Source organism: Streptomyces sp. NPDC101110 (genome assembly GCF_044759525.1).
In the GTDB taxonomy this organism is placed as follows: domain Bacteria; phylum Actinomycetota; class Actinomycetes; order Streptomycetales; family Streptomycetaceae; genus Streptomyces.
On sequence record NZ_JBIVZM010000021.1, the window covers coordinates 60322 to 80530 of the forward strand.

At 71.5% G+C, this 20209-nt stretch carries 15 protein-coding genes; 11 read left to right on the plus strand and 4 right to left on the minus strand.

Annotated elements, in window-relative coordinates:
- Positions 1-160 precede the first annotated feature (160 nt).
- The 4 genes from ACIQU3_RS34990 to ACIQU3_RS35005 form a co-directional block, all read right to left on the minus strand.
- The gene (locus tag ACIQU3_RS34990) at positions 161-2554 is read right to left on the minus strand and encodes a DUF3488 and DUF4129 domain-containing transglutaminase family protein (protein ID WP_403929657.1); all 2394 of its coding nucleotides are present in this window, start codon (positions 2552-2554) and stop codon (positions 161-163) included.
- On the minus strand, positions 2554-3915 hold the full coding sequence (locus tag ACIQU3_RS34995; RefSeq protein WP_403929659.1) for a DUF58 domain-containing protein: 1362 nt from the start codon (positions 3913-3915) through the stop codon (positions 2554-2556). The genes ACIQU3_RS34990 and ACIQU3_RS34995 overlap by 1 nt, the downstream gene beginning before the upstream one ends.
- Positions 3915-4988, minus strand: a complete 1074-nt coding sequence (locus tag ACIQU3_RS35000; protein WP_403729449.1) for an AAA family ATPase — start codon at positions 4986-4988, stop codon at positions 3915-3917. Before ACIQU3_RS35000 ends, ACIQU3_RS34995 begins: the two co-directional genes overlap by 1 nt.
- A 287-nt stretch (positions 4989-5275) precedes the next feature.
- Positions 5276-5827 (minus strand): beta-class carbonic anhydrase, encoded by a 552-nt coding sequence (locus ACIQU3_RS35005; protein WP_403729452.1) that lies wholly within the window; start codon positions 5825-5827, stop codon positions 5276-5278.
- 385 nt (positions 5828-6212) lie between these two features.
- Between ACIQU3_RS35005 and rsmH the strand changes: the two genes are divergently transcribed.
- From rsmH to ftsZ, 11 genes are all read left to right on the plus strand, one after another.
- Positions 6213-7169, plus strand: a complete 957-nt coding sequence (rsmH, locus tag ACIQU3_RS35010; RefSeq protein ID WP_403729455.1) for a 16S rRNA (cytosine(1402)-N(4))-methyltransferase RsmH — start codon at positions 6213-6215, stop codon at positions 7167-7169.
- Between the two features lie 31 nt (positions 7170-7200).
- A complete protein-coding gene (locus tag ACIQU3_RS35015) occupies positions 7201-7650 on the plus strand; it encodes a septum formation initiator family protein (protein ID WP_403729458.1) in 450 nt (149 codons plus the stop codon).
- Positions 7651-7655: 5 nt separating this feature from the next.
- Complete coding sequence (locus ACIQU3_RS35020; RefSeq protein ID WP_403729461.1) at positions 7656-9614, plus strand: peptidoglycan D,D-transpeptidase FtsI family protein; 1959 nt, start codon at positions 7656-7658, stop codon at positions 9612-9614.
- Positions 9615-9807: 193 nt separating this feature from the next.
- Complete coding sequence (locus tag ACIQU3_RS35025; RefSeq protein ID WP_403929662.1) at positions 9808-11328, plus strand: UDP-N-acetylmuramoyl-L-alanyl-D-glutamate--2,6-diaminopimelate ligase; 1521 nt, start codon at positions 9808-9810, stop codon at positions 11326-11328.
- 28 nt (positions 11329-11356) lie between these two features.
- Positions 11357-12772, plus strand: coding sequence for a UDP-N-acetylmuramoyl-tripeptide--D-alanyl-D-alanine ligase (murF, locus tag ACIQU3_RS35030; RefSeq protein WP_403729470.1), 1416 nt, complete (start codon positions 11357-11359; stop codon positions 12770-12772).
- Positions 12772-13863, plus strand: a complete 1092-nt coding sequence (gene mraY, locus ACIQU3_RS35035; protein ID WP_403730474.1) for a phospho-N-acetylmuramoyl-pentapeptide-transferase — start codon at positions 12772-12774, stop codon at positions 13861-13863. Before murF ends, mraY begins: the two co-directional genes overlap by 1 nt.
- Entirely contained in the window at positions 13845-15296 is a 1452-nt protein-coding gene (gene murD / locus ACIQU3_RS35040) for a UDP-N-acetylmuramoyl-L-alanine--D-glutamate ligase (protein WP_403729475.1), read from the plus strand. The genes mraY and murD overlap by 19 nt, the downstream gene beginning before the upstream one ends.
- A 135-nt stretch (positions 15297-15431) precedes the next feature.
- Positions 15432-16799 (plus strand): putative lipid II flippase FtsW, encoded by a 1368-nt coding sequence (gene ftsW / locus ACIQU3_RS35045; RefSeq protein ID WP_403929665.1) that lies wholly within the window; start codon positions 15432-15434, stop codon positions 16797-16799.
- Between the two features lie 6 nt (positions 16800-16805).
- Positions 16806-17903, plus strand: a complete 1098-nt coding sequence (gene murG, locus ACIQU3_RS35050; protein WP_403729481.1) for an undecaprenyldiphospho-muramoylpentapeptide beta-N-acetylglucosaminyltransferase — start codon at positions 16806-16808, stop codon at positions 17901-17903.
- A gap of 25 nt (positions 17904-17928) precedes the next feature.
- Positions 17929-18723 carry a cell division protein FtsQ/DivIB gene (locus ACIQU3_RS35055; RefSeq protein WP_403929668.1) on the plus strand — a complete coding sequence of 265 codons (795 nt, stop codon included), beginning with the start codon at positions 17929-17931 and terminating at the stop codon, positions 18721-18723.
- A 288-nt stretch (positions 18724-19011) separates the two neighbouring features.
- On the plus strand, positions 19012-20205 hold the full coding sequence (ftsZ, locus tag ACIQU3_RS35060) for a cell division protein FtsZ (protein ID WP_030848227.1): 1194 nt from the start codon (positions 19012-19014) through the stop codon (positions 20203-20205).
- Positions 20206-20209: the final 4 nt, after the last annotated feature.

A 20209-nucleotide genomic window follows, 5' to 3' on the forward strand; every position in this document is an offset into this window, starting at 1 on the left:
CCCCGATGAACATGCAGGTCAGGGGGTGACCACCGACCCGGTGGTCACCCCCTGACGTTTGCCCATTCCGCTGTTTCGGCCCTGCCGGGTCCTCAGCGCTGCCGGGCCCTCAGCCCTGCCGGGCCCTCAGTCCTGCCGGGTTCTCGGCCCTGCCGGGTCCTCAGCCTTGCTGACCCGACGTCTTCCGCCAGGTCGGACGCAGTGCCACGGCGCGCTCGCGGACCCTCGTCCCCCAGGCCGACAGCGCCCACACCACCCGCGCGGTGGAGCGGGGAGCGACCAGCGCGCGGAGCCTGGCCGGGCGGCCGGCTGCCGCGCCGAGCCCCGCCGCGGCACGACGGACGTCCTCCGTGAGACCGGCCACCGGGCGGGGGTGCGGGGCGTACAGGACCTGCTCCACCGCGTTCGCCACCCGGTGCACCGAGGCCGCGGCCGTCGCGTCGAGATCGCCGAGGCGGACCATCCGGGCCGCCGCCTTGCGCGGCGTCTGCGACTCGTCCGGCGCGATGCCGAAGTCCCACGCCGTGTCGGTCAGCTCCTGCCATACGGCCAGGGTGTGCGGCACCGTGTCCGCCTCGCCCCGGCCGTGAGCGCCGAGCCGGGCCGAGCGGGTCCGCAGCCGCCACAGCATCGGTGCCAGCGGGAGCGCCAGGACGGCGAGGCCGGCCAGGCCCCACACCAGGAACGCGTACCACTTGGGGCCGCCGTCGTCCGTGGGCAGTGCCGCCTGCGGCGATTCACTCGCGCAGCCACCGTCCAGCTTCTTCTGCTCCGGCGTGCAGGTCTCGCTCGCCGAGGGCGTCGCGGACGGCGCGGTGGACGCCGACTGGGAGGGACGGGCGTCGTCCGGGACCGAACTGCCCGGGTTGTCGGGCTGGGTGTACGACGGTATCGAGCCGCGGTTGGGAGTCGGCTCGAAGCGGGTCCACCCCACGCCCTCGAAGTACAGCTCGGGCCAGGCGTGCGCGTCCCGCAGCCCCACCGACACGGAGCCGTCCGCCTGCGGAGAGCCGGGAGCGAAGCCCACCGCCACCCGGGCCGGTATGCCCAGTGAGCGGGCCATCGCCGCCATCGAGAAGGAGAAGTGCACGCAGAAGCCCTGCTTGTCCTTCAGGAAGCGGGCGATCGCCTGCGAGCCGCTGCCCACCTGCACCTGCGTGTCGTACTGGAAGCCGCCGTTCACGGCGAACCAGTCCTGGAGCTTGACCGCCTGGTCGTACGGGTTGGCCGCGCCCGCGGTGACCTTGCGGGCGGTGCGGGACACCACCGACGGCAGGGAATCGGGGAGCTCCGTGAACGCGCGCTCGACGTCCGCGGGCGCCGGTCCGGCCGAAGCCAGCTGTTCCGCCGTCGGACGCACGTCCAGGCTCTTGACCTGGTATGTCAGGCCCCGCGTGTTCTGCCCGTGATCGCCGACCAGCGTCATGCCCTGCGGCTCGTACCGCCAGTTGCCGCTGATGCGCACGCCGCTCGGCGGGTACGGCATGGGCAGCCAGTCCTGGGCGTACCAGTCGGCCGCCGTGATCGCGGTGTCGAATTCCGTGCGCTTGACGTCCGGGCTCAGGCCCACCGGGTCCGGGAAGGTGCCGTCGGGGACGGCGGTGATGGACCGCCGGGACGGCTTCCACGTGGTGCCGTCGAAGTCGTCGAGGGACACGATCCGCAGATACAGGTCCGAGACGTCTTTCGCCTTGGTCCGAACGGACAGGACCTGCTGGTCCTCGTCCGCGTTGAGGCTGTCCCGCAGGGAGACCAGCGGGTTCACGGCGGAGATGGTGCCCCCGCCGCCGGAACCGCCGCCCGCGCCCGCCCCCACCGAGTCCAGCAGGCCGCCGTTCATCGTGGGCAGGGCGAGCGGTACCACCAGGGCGATACCCAACGCGACCACGCCGATGCGCCGGCCGGTGCGGACCGGGGCGACCACGCCGCTCGACTCCCCGCCCGCCGTGCGCCGGTCGCCGCCGAAGACGCGCCCCCACTGCGAGAGCCGGTCCCGTCCCTCGGCCAGCAGCAGCATCAGATAGCCGGCCGCAGCCACCAGGAACCAGAGCCAGTCCGAGCCCCCGTCCGACAGCCCCGCCGCCACCGAGTACAGGGCGAGCAGGGGCAGCCCGGCCGGAGCGGCGCTGCGGAAGGTCACCGCGAGGGTGTCCACCAGCAGTCCGATGACCAGGACCCCGGCCAGCAGCATCAGCCGGATTCCGTCGGACTCCAGGGGAGCCGGGATGGCGTACCGGGCGATGTCGTCACCGCCCTGCCGGAGCAGCAACGCGAACCGGTCGAAGGCCTGAGGCCCGGGAATCACCCCGGCCGCCGCCTGCTCACGGGCGAACATGAAGGTCAGCAGGGCAACGGTGACCACGGCCTGTGCCGCCACCGTCAGCGGCCGGGCCAGCGGCACCCTGCGGGCGACGGCTCCCACGCCCGACTGAAGCGCCAGCAGGAAGGCCGCCTGCACGATCCACGTGGCCGGTCTGACGAGGGGCAACAGGGCGCACGCGGCCATCAGCGTGGCCGCCCAGGAGCCCAGGGTCAGTCGTACCCGCCCGCTCATCACGGTCCCTCCCCGCCGCTCGCGGCGGCCACGCCCCTGCGCTCCCGGTCGGCCAGCCGCCACAGCTCGTCCATGGCGGCGCCACGCGGCACGCGCAGGGCCGTCCAGCCCGCCTCGCGCAGCATCCGCAGCCGCTCTCCGCTCCTGTCCGACGGGCCGGCCACATCGCTCGGTTCCCGCATCCAGGTGTCGCTGTCCAGCACGAAGGCGACCGCCCCGGGGCTGCGCTGCCGCATCCGGCCCAGCACGGCGGCCTGGTCCTCGTCCAGGTCGCCGAGGAAGGCCACCAGCAGCCCCTCGTTCCCACCGCGCAGCACGTCGTAGGCCCGGGACAGGCCCGCGCCGTCGGAGTGGTCGATCACCGCGAGGGTGTCCATCATCAGCCCGGCCGCGTCCGCCGACTCCTGGCTCGCGCCCGCGAAGCCGTCAGCGCCCTCGCCGGGCACCACGTCGCCGGTGTCGGTCAGCAGCCGCACCGAGTAGCCCCGCTCGATCATGTGCACCAGCACCGAGGCGGCACCCGACACCGCCCACTCGAAGGGGGAGTCCGGCCCCGCGCCCTGGTAGGCGATGCCACGGGTGTCCAGCAGCACCGTGCACCGGGCGCGCTGCGGCTGCTCCTCGCGGCGCACCATCAGTTCGCCGTAGCGGGCGGTGGAGCGCCAGTGCACGCGCCGCAGGTCGTCGCCGTAGCGGTAGCCGCGCGGGATGACGTCGTCGTCGCCGGCCTGCGCGAGCGACCGCTGCCGCCCGTCGCCGTAGCCCTTCGCCTCACCGCTGAGGCGCACCGGCGCCAGCGACTCCACGCGCGGGATGACCGTGAGGGTGTCGTACGTCGAGAAGGAGCGGGTCAGCTCGCACATGCCGAACGGGTCCGTCAGGCGCAGCTGAAGCGGGCCCAGCGGGTAACGTCCGCGCAGGTCGGAGCGCACCCGGTAGGACACCTCGCGCCGCCCGCCCGCCTCCACCCGGTCCAGCACGAAACGCGGCCGGGGACCGAGCACGTAGGGCACCCGGTCCTGGAGCATCAGCAGGCCCGTGGGCAGCCGCGAGACGTTGTCCATCCGCAGGTGGACCCGGGCCTCGCTGCCGGCGGGCACGCGCGCGGGGGAGAGGCGGCGACTGCCCGCGACCCGGTAGCGCGTGCGGTACAGCACCGCGGCGCACACCAGCGGCAGCACCGCCAGCAGCAGACCCACGCGCAGCAGGTCGCTCTGGCCGAGCACGTAGGAGCAGATCGCGGCCGCGACGCCGGCGGCCAGGAAGGAGCGTCCGCGGGTGGTCAGACCGGCCAGGGCGGTGCGGATGCCGCCCTTCTCGCCCCGGTCGGCCTCCGCCTGCCCCGCCCCCGCGGTGGTCATCACAGCCTCCGCGGCGGCTGCTGGGGATACGCCGGCGCCGTACGGCCCAGGCCGCCGAAGCCGCTCTGCTGCGGACCGGACGGCACCGGGGTGCGCTGCAGGATCTCCTCGACGACCTGCTCGGCGGTGCGCCGGTTGAGCTGTGCCTGGGCGGTGGGCAGCAGACGGTGGGCCAGGACGGCGACGGCGAGGGCCTGCACGTCGTCGGGCAGCGCGTACTCCCGGCCGCTCAGGGCCGCGGACGCCTTCGCCGCGCGCAGCAGGTGCAGCGTCGCGCGCGGCGAGGCGCCGAGTCTGAGGTCGGGGTGCGTGCGTGTCGCGCCGACCAGGTCGACGACGTAGCGCCGGACCGGCTCGGCGACGTGCACCCCGCGCACCGCCTCGATGAGCTTGAGGATCTCGTGCGCGTGGGCCACGGGCTGGAGGTCCTCCAGCGGCGAGACGCCGCCGTGCACGTCCAGCATCTTCAACTCGGCCTCCGCGCTCGGGTAGCCGACCGAGACCCGGGCCATGAAACGGTCGCGCTGGGCCTCCGGGAGCGGGTAGGTGCCCTCCATCTCGACCGGGTTCTGCGTCGCCACCACCATGAAGGGGCTGGGCAGCTCGTAGGTGTTGCCGTCGCTGGTGACCTGACGCTCCTCCATCGACTCCAGGAGCGCGGACTGCGTCTTGGGCGAGGCGCGGTTGATCTCGTCGCCGATCACCACCTGCGCGAAGATCGCGCCGGGCTTGAACTCGAAATCACGGCGCTGCTGGTCCCAGATGGACACACCGGTGATGTCCGACGGCAGCAGGTCGGGCGTGAACTGGATGCGCCGCACCGAGCAGTCGATGGACCGCGCGAGCGCCTTGGCCAGCATCGTCTTGCCGACACCCGGGACGTCCTCGATCAGCAGATGCCCCTCGGCGAGCAGGACGGTCAGTGAGAGCCGTACGACCTCGGGCTTGCCCTCGATCACGCCTTCCACCGACTCCCGCACGCGCTCCACGACGGCGGTCAGGTCATCTCCCACCCGCGAGAAATCGCGGGCGGGGGGACCCCCATGGCTCGCTCGATCGTCATAGGTCGTCACCCGGCGCTCCTCGGCCTTTCCCGTGCTCAAGAAGCACGGAATACCCCATTTTCCCGGGCCGACGCCGCATGACGCGGGCCGGCCCACCCCGAACCACGGACACCACGCGCGAAAAGTTCCGCGTGACGCCACTCCCGCATTCTTGCTGCCGTTACCGATTCGTGTCACTCGACTGTGGACAACTGGCCGCGATATGTCGGTTCTATGGCCGTTCGAACGCGTGACTGACAGGATTCAGACAGCCGCGGCGGGTGGCGGGCCGGGGTGGGCGCATCCCGCCGCGCAGGTCAGGAGGCCGGGTCGACCTCGCGCAGCAGGCCGGTCTTCACGTCGAACACGAATCCGCGCACGTCGTCGGTGTGCGGCACGAACGGCGAGGTGCGCACGCGCTGCATCGACTGCCGCACGTCCTGGTCCACGTCCCGGAAGGACTCCACGGCCCAGGCCGGACGCTGGCCGACCTCGGCCTCCAGTTCGTTGCGGAAGTCCTCGGTGAGGCTCTCCAGGCCGCAGCCGGTGTGGTGGATGAGCACCACGCTGCGGGTGCCCAGCTTGCGCTGGCTGATGGTGAGGGAGCGGATCACGTCGTCGGTGACCACGCCGCCGGCGTTGCGGATGGTGTGGCAGTCGCCCAGTTCGAGGCCGAGCGCCGCGTGCAGGTCGAGACGGGCGTCCATGCAGGCCACGACCGCGACGTGCAGCACCGGCCGGGCGTCCATGCCCGGGTCGGTGAAGGCTTCGGCGTACCGGGCGTTGGCCTCGACGAGGCGGTCGGTGACCGTGCCGCCGCCCTTGATGGCGCTCTCCGAACCTGTGGGAACCGATGCAGAAGTCGTCATAGGTATGACGTTACTGGTCACACCCCGTCCGGGCCTCCTGTGGAAGTGAACAAAGAATGCCGCCGAGCGGGGTCTGTGAGGTACCCCACAAGGCAGGTGTCCGGGGCTCCGCGCGAGCGGCGGCGACGCGCAGGCCGGTTGATTGACCGGGCGACACGGTGGACTAAAGTGACGCGAAGCGGGAGGCGAGACTCTCCCCGCTGGACTGAATTCTTCGGAGACCCCGGCCACGACCGGAGATCTCCCCGCGTGCGCGGCGCGTACGTACGGCTCGGCCTCCTCCCGCTCCCGGTCGGCTGACGCTTCCGGCGCCGGCAGGCCTCCCCTTCACGAGCGGGCGGGGACCCGGCGGTGCGGACGGCCGCGCCGGATCTGAGAGGGCCCCTTGAGCGAGAGTCGACACGTCCCGGTGATGCTCCAGCGGTGCCTGGATCTGCTGGCACCCGCGCTCCAGGGCCCGGACGCCGTGGTGGTCGACTGCACCCTCGGCCTCGGCGGCCACAGCGAGGCGCTGCTGGCGAGGTTCCCCGGCACCCGGCTCGTCGCCCTCGACCGCGACAAGGAGGCGCTGCGCCTGTCCGGCGAGCGCCTCGCGCCCTACGGCGAGCGCGCCACCCTGGTCCACGCCGTCTACGACGAACTCCCCGAGGTGCTGCACCGGCTCGGCATCGCGCGCGTGCAGGGCGTCCTGTTCGACCTGGGCGTCTCCTCCATGCAACTCGACGAGGCCGACCGGGGATTCGCCTACGCCCAGGACGCCCCCCTCGACATGCGCATGGACCAGACGACCGGCGTCAGCGCCGCCGAGGTCCTCAACACCTACCCACCGGGCGAACTCGTGCGCATCCTGCGGGCCTACGGCGAGGAGAAGCAGGCCAAGCGCATCGTCGGCGCGATCGTGCGCGAGCGCGAGAAGGAGCCGTTCAGCAACAGCGCGCGGCTGGTCGAGCTGATCCGCGACGCCCTGCCGCAGGCCGCCAAACGCACCGGCGGCAACCCGGCCAAGCGCACCTTCCAGGCCCTGCGTATCGAGGTCAACGGCGAACTCTCCGTCCTGGAACGCGCGATCCCCGCCGCCGTGAAGGCGCTCGACGTGGGCGGGCGGATCGCCGTGCTGTCGTACCACTCGCTGGAGGACCGGCTGGTCAAGCAGGTCTTCGCGGCGGGCGCCGCCACCACCGCGCCGCCCGGGCTGCCCGTCGTCCCCGAGCGCTACCAGCCGCGGCTCAAGCTGCTGACCCGGGGTGCCGAACTCCCCACCGAAGAGGAGATCGCCGAGAACCGGCGGGCGGCACCGGCGCGGCTGCGCGGGGCCGAGCGCATCAGGGAGGACGTCGAGTGAGGCGTGTGCAGGCCGGACCGAGGGAGCGTGCGTGAGCGGCAAACCCGAACTGAAGGGGAGGGCGGCCCGACTCGCGCGGCTCCTCCCGGCCGGCCCCGGGCGGGCCGCCCGCACGCCCTTTGTCTTCCTGGTCGTCCTCCTCCTCGGCGGCGGTCTCATCACGCTCCTGGTGCTGAACTCGGCGCTCAGCGAAGGCGCCTTCAAACTCGACGACCTCCAGCGCGGGACCAAGAACCTCACCGACGAGGAGCAGGCCCTCCAGCGGGACATCGACGCCTACTCCGCCCCCGACGCCCTGCAGCGCCGCGCGCGCGAGCTCGGCATGGTGCCCGGCGGCGACCCCGCCTTCCTCGACCCCGACGGCAAGGTCAAGGGCGTCCCCAGCGCCGCTCCCGGTGTCCGGCAGCCCGCAGCGCACACCCCCCTGGTCCTCGCCCCCGAGGCCATGCCCAACGGCCTCGCCCCGACCCCCGGCAGGTGACGGAAGTGTCCGACAGGCAACCGCCGCGTCGCCGTGTGCCCGGCCCCGCCAGGCCCGCCCGTCCGGACGCCCTGCGGCGCCCCGGCCCCGGTGCCCGGCCGGCCCGGCGCCCGGGGCAGGCCCGCCCGGCGGCGCCCAAGCCGCTGCGGCTCGGCAGCCCCCGCCCCCGTCTGCGCCTGGTCGGACTCGCGCTGACCCTGGTGCTGACCGCCTTCGTCGTGCGGCTGTTCCAGGTGCAGGCCGTCGACGCGAGCACCTACGCCGCCAAGGCCGAGCAGAACCGGTATGTCGGGCAGGTACTGGCCGCGGACCGGGGCGAGATCACCGACCGCTCCGGGGTGGCCCTCGCGACCAGCGAGGACGCCTACGACATCACCGCCGACCCGACGATGTTCGCCCCGAAGATGCTGAAGATCGGCGACGGACCCGAGCAGGCGGCCGCACTCCTCGCGCCGATCCTCGGCCAGGAGCAGGAGGACCTGCTCAGGAAGCTGCGGCCGAAGAACACCGCCCTGCGCTACGTCAAACTGGCCTCCCGCCAGACCCCGCAGGTCTGGAAGCAGATCAAGGACCTCAAGTCGGCGCTCGCCACGAAGGCGGAGACGGACAAGACCACGCCCAACGTGCTCTCGGGCGTCTTCTCCGTCGCCACCAGCAAGCGCGTGTACCCGGGCGGCGACCTCGCCGCCGGGATACTGGGCTGGGTCAACGGCGAGGGCAAGCCCGGCGGCGGCATCGAGCTGCAGCTGAACAAGCTGCTCGCCGGCAAGGACGGCAAGATCCGCTACGCCCAGTCCGGCGGCCGCCTGGTGCCCACCGCGGGCTCCACCGAGACACCCGCCGTGCCCGGCAGCGACGTCGAGCTCACCATCGACCGCGACATCCAGTGGGCGGCCCAGAACGCCATCGGCGAGCAGGTGAAGAAGTCGGCGGCCGACCGCGGCTACGTCATCGTCCAGGACACCCGCACCGGACAGATCCTGGCCATGGCGAACTCGCCCGGCTTCGATCCGAACGACCTGTCCGACGCCGACCCGGCCGCCCTCGGCAACGCCGCCCTCCAGGACGCCTTCGAGCCCGGCTCCACCGCCAAGGTCATGTCGATGGCAGCCGTCCTCCAGCAGAACGTCGCCACCCCCGCAACGCACGTGGTCGTGCCCAACCGGCTGCACCGCGGCGACCGGCTGTTCAAGGACGACATCGACCACCCGACGTGGTACCTCACGCTCAACGGCGTCCTCGCCAAGTCCAGCAACATCGGCACCATCCTCGCCACCGGACAGCTCGGCAAGACCCAGACCCGCGCCAACAAAGTCCTCTACGACTACCTGCGCAAGTTCGGCCTCGGCAGCTACACCGGACTCGGCTTCCCCGGCGAGACCAAGGGCATTCTGGCTCCGCCCGACAAGTGGTCGACCTCGCAGCAGTACACGATCCCTTTCGGCCAGGGCGTCTCCATCAACGCCATGCAGGCGGCCTCCGTGTACTCGACCATCGCCAACGGCGGCGTGCGGATCGAACCCACCCTCGTGCGCGGCACCCGGGGCCCCGACGGCCGGTTCACACCCGCCCCGAAGCCCGAGAAGACCCGGGTCGTCAGTGACAGGACGGCGAAGACCCTCGCCCGGATGCTGGAGTCCGTCGTGGACGACGAGGAGGGCACCGGCACCAAGGCGCGTATCCCCGGCTACCGCGTCGCGGGCAAGACCGGCACCGCCAACCGCGTGGATCCGGCCACCGGCAAGTACCACGGCTACACCTCGTCGTTCGCCGGGTTCGCGCCCGCCGACAAGCCCCGCGTCACCGTCTACTGCGCCATCCAGAACGCCACCCAGGGCAGCTACTTCGGCGGGCAGATCTGCGGCCCCGTGTACAAGAAGGTCATGGAGTTCGCACTGAAGTCCCTCCAGGTCCCCCCGACCGGCGCCAAGGCCGCGAAGCTGCCCGTCTCCTTCCAGCAGTGACCAGGGCCGAACCGCCCTGATCAGCACTCAGCCCCACCGACCCACCAGGACCGCCTCCGTGACAACGATCACCCCCGAGCCCGGCAACCAGAGCAGCCCCGGCCCCTCACTTCGCCCGGAGGCGGGTGCGCCCGGTACGCTCACCGCCGTGCCACACGCTGATCAGTCCCAAACCACCCAGAAGGGCCATCCCGTGACATACCCCGGGCCGCCCAGGCCGGCGCGCGTCTCCGCCACACCCCTCGCGGAACTCGCCGATCAGCTGGGTGCTTCCACGCCGGAGAGCGCCGCCGAGGTCACGGGCATCACCCACGACTCGCGCGCCGTGCGCCCCGGCGACCTGTACGCCGCCCTCCCGGGGGCCCGGCTGCACGGCGCCGACTTCGTCAACCAGGCCGCGGGCCTCGGTGCCGCCGCCGTGCTGACCGACCCGACCGGCGCCGAGCGTGCCGCCGCGTCCGGGCTGCCGGTCCTGGTCGTCGACGACCCGCGCGCGCAGATGGGCGAGCTGGCCGCCACGATCTACGGCCACCCCGGCCTGGATCTGCTCCAGATCGGCATCACCGGCACCTCGGGCAAGACCACCACCGCCTACCTCGTCGAGGGCGGCCTGAAGACGGTTCGGTCCACCGGCCTGATCGGCACGGTCGAGATGCGCATCGGCGACGAGCGCATCAAGTCGGAGCGCACCACCCCCGAAGCCACCGACCTCCAGGCCCTGTTCGCCGTCATGCGCGAACGCGGTGTGGACGCGGTCGCCATGGAGGTCTCCAGCCACGCCCTGGTCCTCGGCCGGGTCGACGGCTGCGTCTTCGACATCGGCGTCTTCACCAACCTCAGCCCGGAGCACATGGAGTTCCACTCCGGCATGGAGGACTACTTCCAGGCGAAAGCACAGCTGTTCACCCCGAAACGGGGCAAGCTCGGCGTGGTCAACGTCGACGACGAGTACGGGCGCAGGCTGGCCAAGGAGGCCACCGTCCCGGTTGTCACCTACTCCGCCGAGGGCCACCCCGACGCCGACTGGCGTGCCGAGGACGTCCAGGTCGGCCGGCTGGACTCGACGTTCACCGTCGTCGGACCCAAGGGTGAGCGGATCGCCGCCAAGTCGCCGCTGCCCGGCCCGTTCAACGTCGCCAACACCCTCGCCGCGATCGTCGCCCTCGCCGTCGCCGGGCTCGACCCGCAGGCGGCCGCCGACGGCGTCGCCGCCGTCCCGGGTGTGCCGGGCCGCCTGGAGCGCGTGGACGCCGGACAGCCCTACCTCGCGGTCGTCGACTACGCCCACAAGACCGACGCCGTCGAGTCCGTGCTGCGCGCCCTGCGCAAGGTCACCGAGGGCAGGCTGCACATCGTCCTCGGCTGCGGCGGCGACCGGGACCGGACCAAGCGCGAGCCCATGGGCGCCGCCGCGGCGCGGCTCGCCGACACCGCCGTACTGACCTCCGACAACCCCCGCGGCGAGGACCCCCTCGCGATCCTCGCCACGATGCTCCAGGGCGCGGCCTCCGTGCCCGCGCACGAGCGCGGCGAGGTGCAGGTCTTCGAGGACCGGGCCGCCGCGATCGCCGCCGCCGTCGCCCGCGCCCAACCCGGCGACACCGTGCTGGTCGCGGGCAAGGGCCACGAGCAGGGCCAGGACATCGCCGGTGTGGTCCGTCCCTTCGACGACCGCCAGGTGCTCCGCGAAGCCATCCAGAAGACCCAGGGATGAAAATCCAGAAGACCCAGGGGATGAACTTGTGATCGCCCTCTCCCTCGCCGAGATCGCAGAAGTCGTCGGCGGGCAGACGCACGACATACCGGATCCGTCCGTCCAGGTCACCGGCCCGGTGGTCCGGGACTCCCGAGAGGCGGGGCCGGGCAGTCTGTTCGTGGCCTTCGCCGGTGAACGCGTGGACGGCCACGACTTCGCGGCGGCGGTCGTCGAGGCCGGCGCGGTGGCCGTGCTCGGCACCCGGCCCGTCGGCGTCCCCGCGATCGTCGTGGACGACGTCCAGACCGCCCTCGGCGCCCTCGCCCGGCACGTCGTGGCCCGCCTCGGCGCCACGCTCGTCGCCCTCACCGGCTCGGCGGGCAAGACCAGCACCAAGGACCTCATCGCGCAGGTGCTGCAGCGCAAGGCGCCGACGGTGTTCACGCCCGGCTCGCTCAACAACGAGATCGGGCTGCCGCTGACCGCGCTCAGCGCCACCGAGGAGACGAGGTTCCTCGTCCTGGAGATGGGTGCCCGCGGCATCGGGCACATTCGCTACCTCACCGGCCTGACGCCCCCGAAGGTCGGTCTCGTCCTCAACGTCGGCAGCGCCCACATCGGCGAGTTCGGCGGCCGCGAGCAGATCGCCCAGGCGAAGGGCGAACTCGTCGAGGCCCTGCCGCCCGAGGCCGAGGGCGGCACCGCGATCCTCAACGCCGACGACCCCTACGTACGGGCCATGGCCTCCCGTACGAAGGCGAAGGTGCTCTTTTTCGGAGAGTCCGGCGAAGCGGACGTTCGCGCCGAGAACGTGCGACTCACGGACACCGGACAGCCGTCGTTCAGGCTTCACACACCCTCCGGTGCAAGCGATGTGACCATGCGCCTGTACGGTGAGCACCACGTGTCGAACGCGCTCGCCGCGGCCGCCGTCGCCCACGAGTTGGGCATGTCCGCTGACGAGATCGCCGTCGCGCTCTCCGAGGCGGGCTCCCTCTCCCGCTGGCGGATGGAGGTCACCGAGCGCCCGGACGGCGTGACGGTTGTCAACGACGCCTACAACGCGAACCCCGAGTCGATGAAGGCCGCGCTGCGCGCGCTCGTGGCCATCGGAAAGGGGCGTCGTACATGGGCGGTGCTCGGCAAGATGGCCGAGCTCGGGGACGAGGCTCTCGCCGAGCACGACGCGGTCGGGCGGCTCGCCGTCCGACTCAACGTCAGCAAGCTCGTCGCGGTCGGTGGCAGGGAAGCCGCCTGGCTGCAACTGGGCGCATATAACGAGGGTTCGTGGGGTGAGGAGTCGGTGCACGTGTCCGACGCACAGGCGGCGGTCGACCTGTTGCGCAGCGAGCTGCGCCCGGGGGACGTCGTGCTCGTGAAGGCGTCCCGTTCGGTCGGGCTGGAGAGCGTGGCGCAGGCGCTCGTCGAGACCGGTGCCGAGGGTGAGGTTTCCGCCCGATGATGAAGCAGATCCTGTTCGCAGGAGTCATTGGTCTCTTCCTCACGCTGGTCGGCACTCCGCTGCTGATCAAGCTGCTCGCCCGCAAGGGCTACGGCCAGTACATCCGCGACGACGGCCCGCGCGAGCACGCCAGCAAGCGCGGTACGCCGACCATGGGCGGTATCGCCTTCATCCTGGCGACCGTCGCCGCGTACTTCCTGGCCAAGGTGATCACCGGCTATCTGGACCCGGACGTCGACGCGGCGCCGACCTTCTCGGGCATCCTGGTGCTCGGTCTGATGGTCGGCATGGGCCTGGTCGGCTTCCTCGACGACTACATCAAGATCGTCAAACGGCGTTCGCTGGGCCTGCGCGCCAAGGCGAAGATGGCCGGTCAGCTGATCGTCGGCGTCAGCTTCGCGGTGCTGTCGCTGCAGTTCGCGGACAACCGCGGCAACACCCCGGCCTCCACCAAGCTGTCGTTCATCACGGACTTCGGCTGGACGATCGGCCCCGTGCTGTTCGTGGTCTGGGCGCTGTTCATGATCCTCGCCATGTCGAACGGCGTGAACCTGACCGACGGTCTGGACGGTCTGGCCACCGGCGCCTCGGTGCTCGTCTTCGGCGCCTACACCTTCATCGGTGTCTGGCAGTTCCAGGAGTCCTGCGCCAACGCGCAGACGCTGACCAACCCGGGCGCCTGTTACGAGGTGCGGGACCCCCTCGACCTCGCGGTGGTCGCCTCCGCGCTGATGGGCGCCTGCCTCGGCTTCCTGTGGTGGAACACCTCGCCGGCCAAGATCTTCATGGGTGACACCGGATCGCTCGCGCTCGGTGGCGTGCTCGCCGGCCTCGCGATCTGCTCGCGCACCGAACTGCTGATGGCCATCCTCGGCGGCCTCTTCGTCCTGATCACCATGTCCGTGGTGATCCAGGTCGGCTCGTTCCGCCTCACCGGCAAGCGCGTCTTCCGGATGGCGCCGCTCCAGCACCACTTCGAACTCAAGGGCTGGTCCGAAGTGCTCGTCGTGGTCCGCTTCTGGATCATCCAGGGCATTTGTGTCATCGTCGGACTCGGCCTCTTCTACGCAGGATGGGCAGCGGACAAGTGACCACCTCGGAGCCCTTCGACTTCCAGGGCAAGCACGTCACCGTCGCAGGACTCGGCGTCTCCGGCGTCCCGGCCGCCAAGGTGCTGCACGGCCTCGGCGCGCTCGTCACCGTCGTCAACGACGGCGCCGACGAGCGTGCGCGGGCGCAGGCGGCCGACCTGGAGGCGCTCGGCGTCACGGTGCGCCTCGGCGACGGTGAGACGCTGCCGGAGGGCACCGAGCTGATCGTCACCGCACCCGGCTGGCAGCCGGACAAGCCGCTGTTCACGGCGGCGGAGCGGGCGGGCGTCCCGGTCTGGGGCGACGTCGAACTGGCCTGGCGCCTGCGCGGCCCCGACGCCGCCGAGTGGCTCGCCGTCACCGGCACCAACGGCAAGACCACCACCGTCCAGATGCTGGCGTCGATCCTGAAGGCGGCGGGCCTGCGCACGGCCGCCGTCGGCAACATCGGCGTCTCCCTGCTGGACGCGGTCCTCGGCGAGGAGCAGTACGACGTCCTGGCCGTGGAGCTCTCCAGCTACCAGCTGCACTGGGCGCCCTCCCTGCGCGCCCACTCGGCCGCCGTGCTCAACCTCGCCCCGGACCACCTCGACTGGCACGGCTCCATGGAGGCGTACGCCGCCGACAAGGGCCGCATCTACGAGGGCAACCGCGTCGCCTGCGTCTACAACGTGGACGCCACCGACAAGCCGTCCACCGAGGATCTGGTCCGCGAGGCCGACGTCGAGGAGGGCTGCCGTGCCGTCGGCTTCACCCTCGGCACCCCGGCGCCGTCCCAACTCGGCGTCGTCGAGGGCATCCTGGTGGACCGCGCCTTCGTCGAGAACCGGCAGAAGAACGCCCAGGAGCTCGCCGAGGTCGCCGACGTCAACCCGCCGGCCCCGCACAACATCGCCAACGCCCTCGCCGCGGCGGCCCTCGCCCGCGCCTACGGCGTGCCCGCCAGGGCCGTACGGGACGGCCTGCGTGCGTTCACCCCGGACGCGCACCGCATCGCGCACGTCGCGGACGTGGACGGGGTCGCGTACGTCGACGACTCCAAGGCCACCAACACGCATGCGGCGGAAGCCTCGTTGGCGGCCTACGACCCGATCGTGTGGATCGCGGGCGGGCTCGCCAAGGGCGCGACCTTCGACGAACTGGTCGCCAGGTCGGCGAAGCGCCTGCGGGGCGCCGTGCTGATCGGCGCGGACCGCGCCCTCATCCGGGAAGCCCTGGCGCGACACGCCCCGCAGGTACCGGTCGTCGACCTCGACCGGACCGACACTGGGGCGATGCGCGCGGCCGTCCAGGAGGCGCGGAAACTCGCTCAGCCGGGCGACACGGTGCTGCTGGCTCCGGCCTGCGCGTCCATGGACATGTTCGCCAACTACAACAAGCGCGGGGACGCCTTCGCGGACGCCGTCCGTGAACTCGGCTCCGCCGACGGCTGACCCGGGTCCGCCTCGCCCGGCGGCGGTGCCGGGCGTACCTGGGAGGGACGCGTGACACGGATGTGGCTGGTGCCCGAGCGGCGTGGGGGCGTGCACCGCGCGACGTCCCCCTCCGGCACGGCAGGGTGAGCGGCGATGCCCACCAGCCGCACCGGACGGCCGCCGACCCCCCGAGCCCCCAGGCGCCGCCCCGCCGCGTCGGGGATCGCGCGTGACAACGGCGTCCTGAGCCTCTACATGCGCGCCCGCAAGGGCTGGGACCGACCGCTGACCGCCTACTACCTGATCCTCGGCGGCAGTCTGCTGATCACCGTGCTGGGCCTGGTGATGGTCTACTCGGCCTCCCAGATCACCGCGCTGCAGATGTCGCTGCCGGGTTCGTACTTCTTCCGCAAGCAATTGCTCGCGGCGGGCATCGGCACCGTGCTGCTGTTCGCGGCCTCGCGGATGCCGGTACGGCTCCACCGTGCGCTCGCCTACCCCATCCTCGCGGGCGCCGTCTTCCTCATGGCTCTCGTGCAGGTCCCGGGGATAGGGATGTCGGTCAACGGCAACCAGAACTGGATCTCCCTGGGCGGCTCCTTCCAGATCCAGCCCAGCGAGTTCGGCAAGCTCGCCCTGGTGCTGTGGGGCGCCGACCTGCTGGCCCGCAAGCGGGACAGGAAGCTGCTGAACCAGTGGAAGCACATGCTGGTGCCGCTGGTCCCGGCCGCCTTCATGCTGCTCGGCCTGATCATGATCGGCGGCGACATGGGCACCGCGATCATCCTCACGGCCATCCTGTTCGGCCTGCTCTGGTTGGCCGGTGCCCCCACGCGCCTGTTCGCCGGGGTGCTGTCGATCGCCGCCGTCCTCGGCCTGATCCTCATCAAGACCAGCCCCAACCGCATGGCCCGCCTGCAGTGCCTGGGCGCCACCGAACCCCAGTCGGGACCCGTCGACTGCTGGCAGGCCGTGCACGGGATCTATGCCCTCGCCTCCGGCGGAATCTTCGGCTCCGGGCTGGGTGCCAGTGTGGAGAAATGGGGCCAACTCCCCGAAGCCCACACCGACTTCATCTTCGCCGTCACCGGTGAGGAACTGGGCCTGGCGGGGACGCTGTCGGTACTCGCCCTCTTCGCGGCTCTAGGCTATGCGGGTATCCGCGTGGCCGGACGCACGGAGGACCCCTTCGTCAGGTATGCCGCGGGAGGCGTGACCACCTGGATCACGGCCCAGGCCGTGATCAACATCGGTGCGGTGCTCGGTCTGCTGCCGATCGCCGGCGTCCCCCTCCCGCTGTTCTCCTACGGGGGATCCGCCCTGCTGCCGACCATGTTCGCCATCGGGCTGCTGATCGCCTTCGCGCGTCAGGACCCCGCTGCGCGGATGGCGCTTGCGATGCGGCAACCCCGCTTTGGTAGAAAGCGGGGGGCGGGGGGCACCGGCTCCGGTCGGAGCCCCCGGAGATGGAACACGATGCGACGGCGTGCCTCGGCGGCACGCTCGTCCGGAGAGCGGTGAATTTCGGTGCATGTCGTACTCGCCGGCGGAGGAACCGCGGGCCACATCGAGCCCGCGCTCGCCCTCGCGGACGCCCTGCGCAGGCAGGACCCGAGCGTGGGCATCACGGCCCTGGGCACGGAGCGCGGCCTCGAGACCCGGCTCGTACCCGAGCGCGGGTACGAACTCGCGCTGATCCCCGCCGTTCCGCTGCCGCGCAAGCCCACCCCCGAGCTGATCACCGTCCCGGGCCGGCTGCGCGGCACGATCAAGGCGACCGAGCAGATCCTGGAGCGCACCAGGGCGGACGCCGTGGTCGGCTTCGGCGGCTACGTCGCCCTGCCCGGCTATCTCGCGGCCAAGCGCCTGGGCGTGCCGATCGTGATCCACGAGGCCAACGCCCGCCCGGGCCTGGCCAACAAGATCGGCTCGCGCTACGCCAGCCAGGTTGCCGTCTCCACGCCCGACAGCAAGCTGCGGGGCGCCCGCTACATCGGCATCCCGCTGCGCCGCTCCATCGCGACCCTGGACCGGGCCGCCGTACGGCCCGAGGCGCGGGCCGCGTTCGGCCTCGACCCGAACCTGCCCACGCTGCTGGTCACCGGAGGCTCCCAGGGCGCCCGGCGCCTGAACGAGGTCGTCCAGCAGGTCGCGCCCTGGCTCCAGCAGGCGGGAATCCAGATCCTGCACGCGGTCGGCCCGAAGAATGAACTGCCGCAGGTCCACCAGATGCCGGGAATGCCGCCCTATGTGCCGGTAAGTTACCTGGACCGGATGGACCTCGCGTACGCCGCGGCCGACATGATGCTCTGCCGTGCGGGCGCGATGACCGTCGCCGAACTCTCCGCCGTGGGGCTCCCGGCCGCCTACGTCCCGCTGCCCATCGGCAACGGCGAACAGCGGCTCAACGCCCAGCCGGTGGTCAAGGCCGGCGGCGGACTGCTGGTCGACGACGCGGAGCTGACCCCCGAGTGGGTGCAGCAGAACGTCCTGCCCGTGCTCGCCGACCCGCACCGGCTGTACCAGATGTCCCGCGCCGCCGCCGAGTTCGGCCGCCGGGACGCCGACGACCTGCTCGTCGGCATGGTGTACGAGGCGATCGCCGCCAGTCGTGCACACCGATAGGACTGTATGACGGAAGGCAGGGAGCGTGGCCGGATCGACCACCGCCGAACGCGGTGAACGCCAGCGGGAGTCGTCCGGCCCGCCGCCCCGCCTGCGGTCGCGGCGTGCCCGGCTGCGCGCGCTGGTTCTCCTGGGCCTCGCCCTGGTCTTCCTCGGCATCCCGACCGTCTGGCTTTTCTACGGCTCCGACTGGCTGCGCGCCGAGCGTGTCTCCGTCTCCGGCACCCGCGTCCTGACACCGGCTCAGGTCGAAGCGGCGGCCGAGGTTCCGCTGGGGAAGCCGCTGATTTCTGTCGACACCGATGCGATCGAGGCACGACTGCGCCGGAAATTGCCCCGAATTGACTCGGTTGACGTGGTCCGTTCCTGGCCCCATGGAATCGACCTGAAAGTGGTTGAGCGGACTCCGGTTCTGATTGTCCAAAAGGGCGGAAAGTTCGTCGAAGTGGACGATGAGGGTGTCCGCTACGCCACGGTTTCCGATGCCCCGAAAGGCGTCCCCGCGCTGGAATTGACGCTCGCCCGGTCCGGCACCGCCGCCGCGAGCCTGCGTCGCTTCGGCGAGGCACGGCTGGTACGCGAGGCCGTCGGCGTCGCCCGCAAGGTTCCGGCCGCCGTCGCGCGCGAGACACGGACCGTCAAGGTCCGCTCCTATGACGACATCTCGCTGGAGCTGAGGGGCGGCCGCACGGTCGCCTGGGGGAGCAGCGAGAAGGGTGCCGCGAAGGCCCGTACCCTCACCGCCCTGATGAAAGCAACGCCCGATGCGGGGTACTTCGATGTCAGTGTGCCCACCGCCCCGGCGTCATCGGGGAGTTGACGCACATCAGCGCAGGCCAGCACCCTGGTTGGGCAGTGCTACGGCTGATCACATAGGGTGAAAAGAAAAACGGGAGGTTCGGCGTGTTCGTTGAACGTGCGCCACTTGTCGACTTAGTGTCCTGTTCAGAGGACTCCAAGGAACGGACACACTGGTAACCCTAAACTTCAGGGTTAGGGTTCGGGTCGGCGATATGGACCGTCCCATTCGGCATCAGTCGTCGGGTCACGGGGCGCAGGGCGTCACGGTGATTCGGCGACACGTAACTCGAGGCGAGAGGCCTTCGACGTGGCAGCACCGCAGAACTACCTCGCAGTCATCAAAGTCATCGGTGTCGGCGGCGGTGGTGTCAATGCCATCAACCGGATGATCGAGGTCGGTCTCAAGGGCGTCGAGTTCATCGCCATCAACACCGACGCGCAAGCCCTGTTGATGAGCGACGCCGACGTCAAGCTCGACGTCGGCCGTGAACTCACCCGCGGACTCGGCGCCGGAGCCAACCCGGCCGTCGGCCGCAAGGCCGCCGAGGACCACCGCGAGGAGATCGAGGAGGTCCTCAAGGGGGCCGACATGGTCTTCGTGACAGCCGGAGAAGGCGGCGGCACCGGCACCGGCGGCGCGCCCGTCGTGGCCAACATCGCGCGCTCGCTCGGCGCCCTCACCATCGGCGTGGTCACGCGCCCGTTCACCTTCGAGGGACGGCGCCGCGCGAACCAGGCCGAGGACGGCATCGCCGAACTCCGCGAAGAGGTCGACACCCTCATCGTCATCCCGAACGACCGGCTGCTGTCCATCTCGGACCGCCAGGTCTCGGTGCTGGACGCCTTCAAGTCGGCCGACCAGGTCCTGCTCTCGGGTGTCCAGGGCATCACCGACCTCATCACCACCCCGGGCCTCATCAACCTCGACTTCGCCGACGTCAAGTCGGTCATGTCCGAGGCCGGCTCGGCCCTGATGGGCATCGGCTCGGCCCGCGGCGACGACCGCGCGGTGGCCGCCGCCGAGATGGCGATCTCCTCGCCGCTGCTGGAGGCGTCCATCGACGGCGCCCGCGGTGTGCTGCTCTCCATCTCCGGTGGCTCCGACCTCGGCCTGTTCGAGATCAACGAGGCCGCCCAGCTGGTCAGCGAGGCCGCCCACCCCGAGGCCAACATCATCTTCGGTGCGGTGATCGACGACGCCCTCGGCGACGAGGTGCGGGTCACCGTGATCGCGGCCGGCTTCGACGGCGGCCAGCCGCCCGCCAAGCGGGACAACGTCCTCGGCTCGTCCTCGGCCAAGCGCGAGGAGCCGGCTCCGGTCCGGCAGGCCGAGAGCCGCCCGTCCTTCGGTTCGCTCGGCAGCGTGACCCCGAAGGAGGACCCGGAGCCCGCGCCCGAGCCGGTCAAGGACATCCCGGTCGCCCCGCCGGTCCCGCCGGCGCCGCGGACCTACTCGGACAGCGCGGCCGAGGAACTGGACGTACCGGACTTCCTCAAGTGATCCT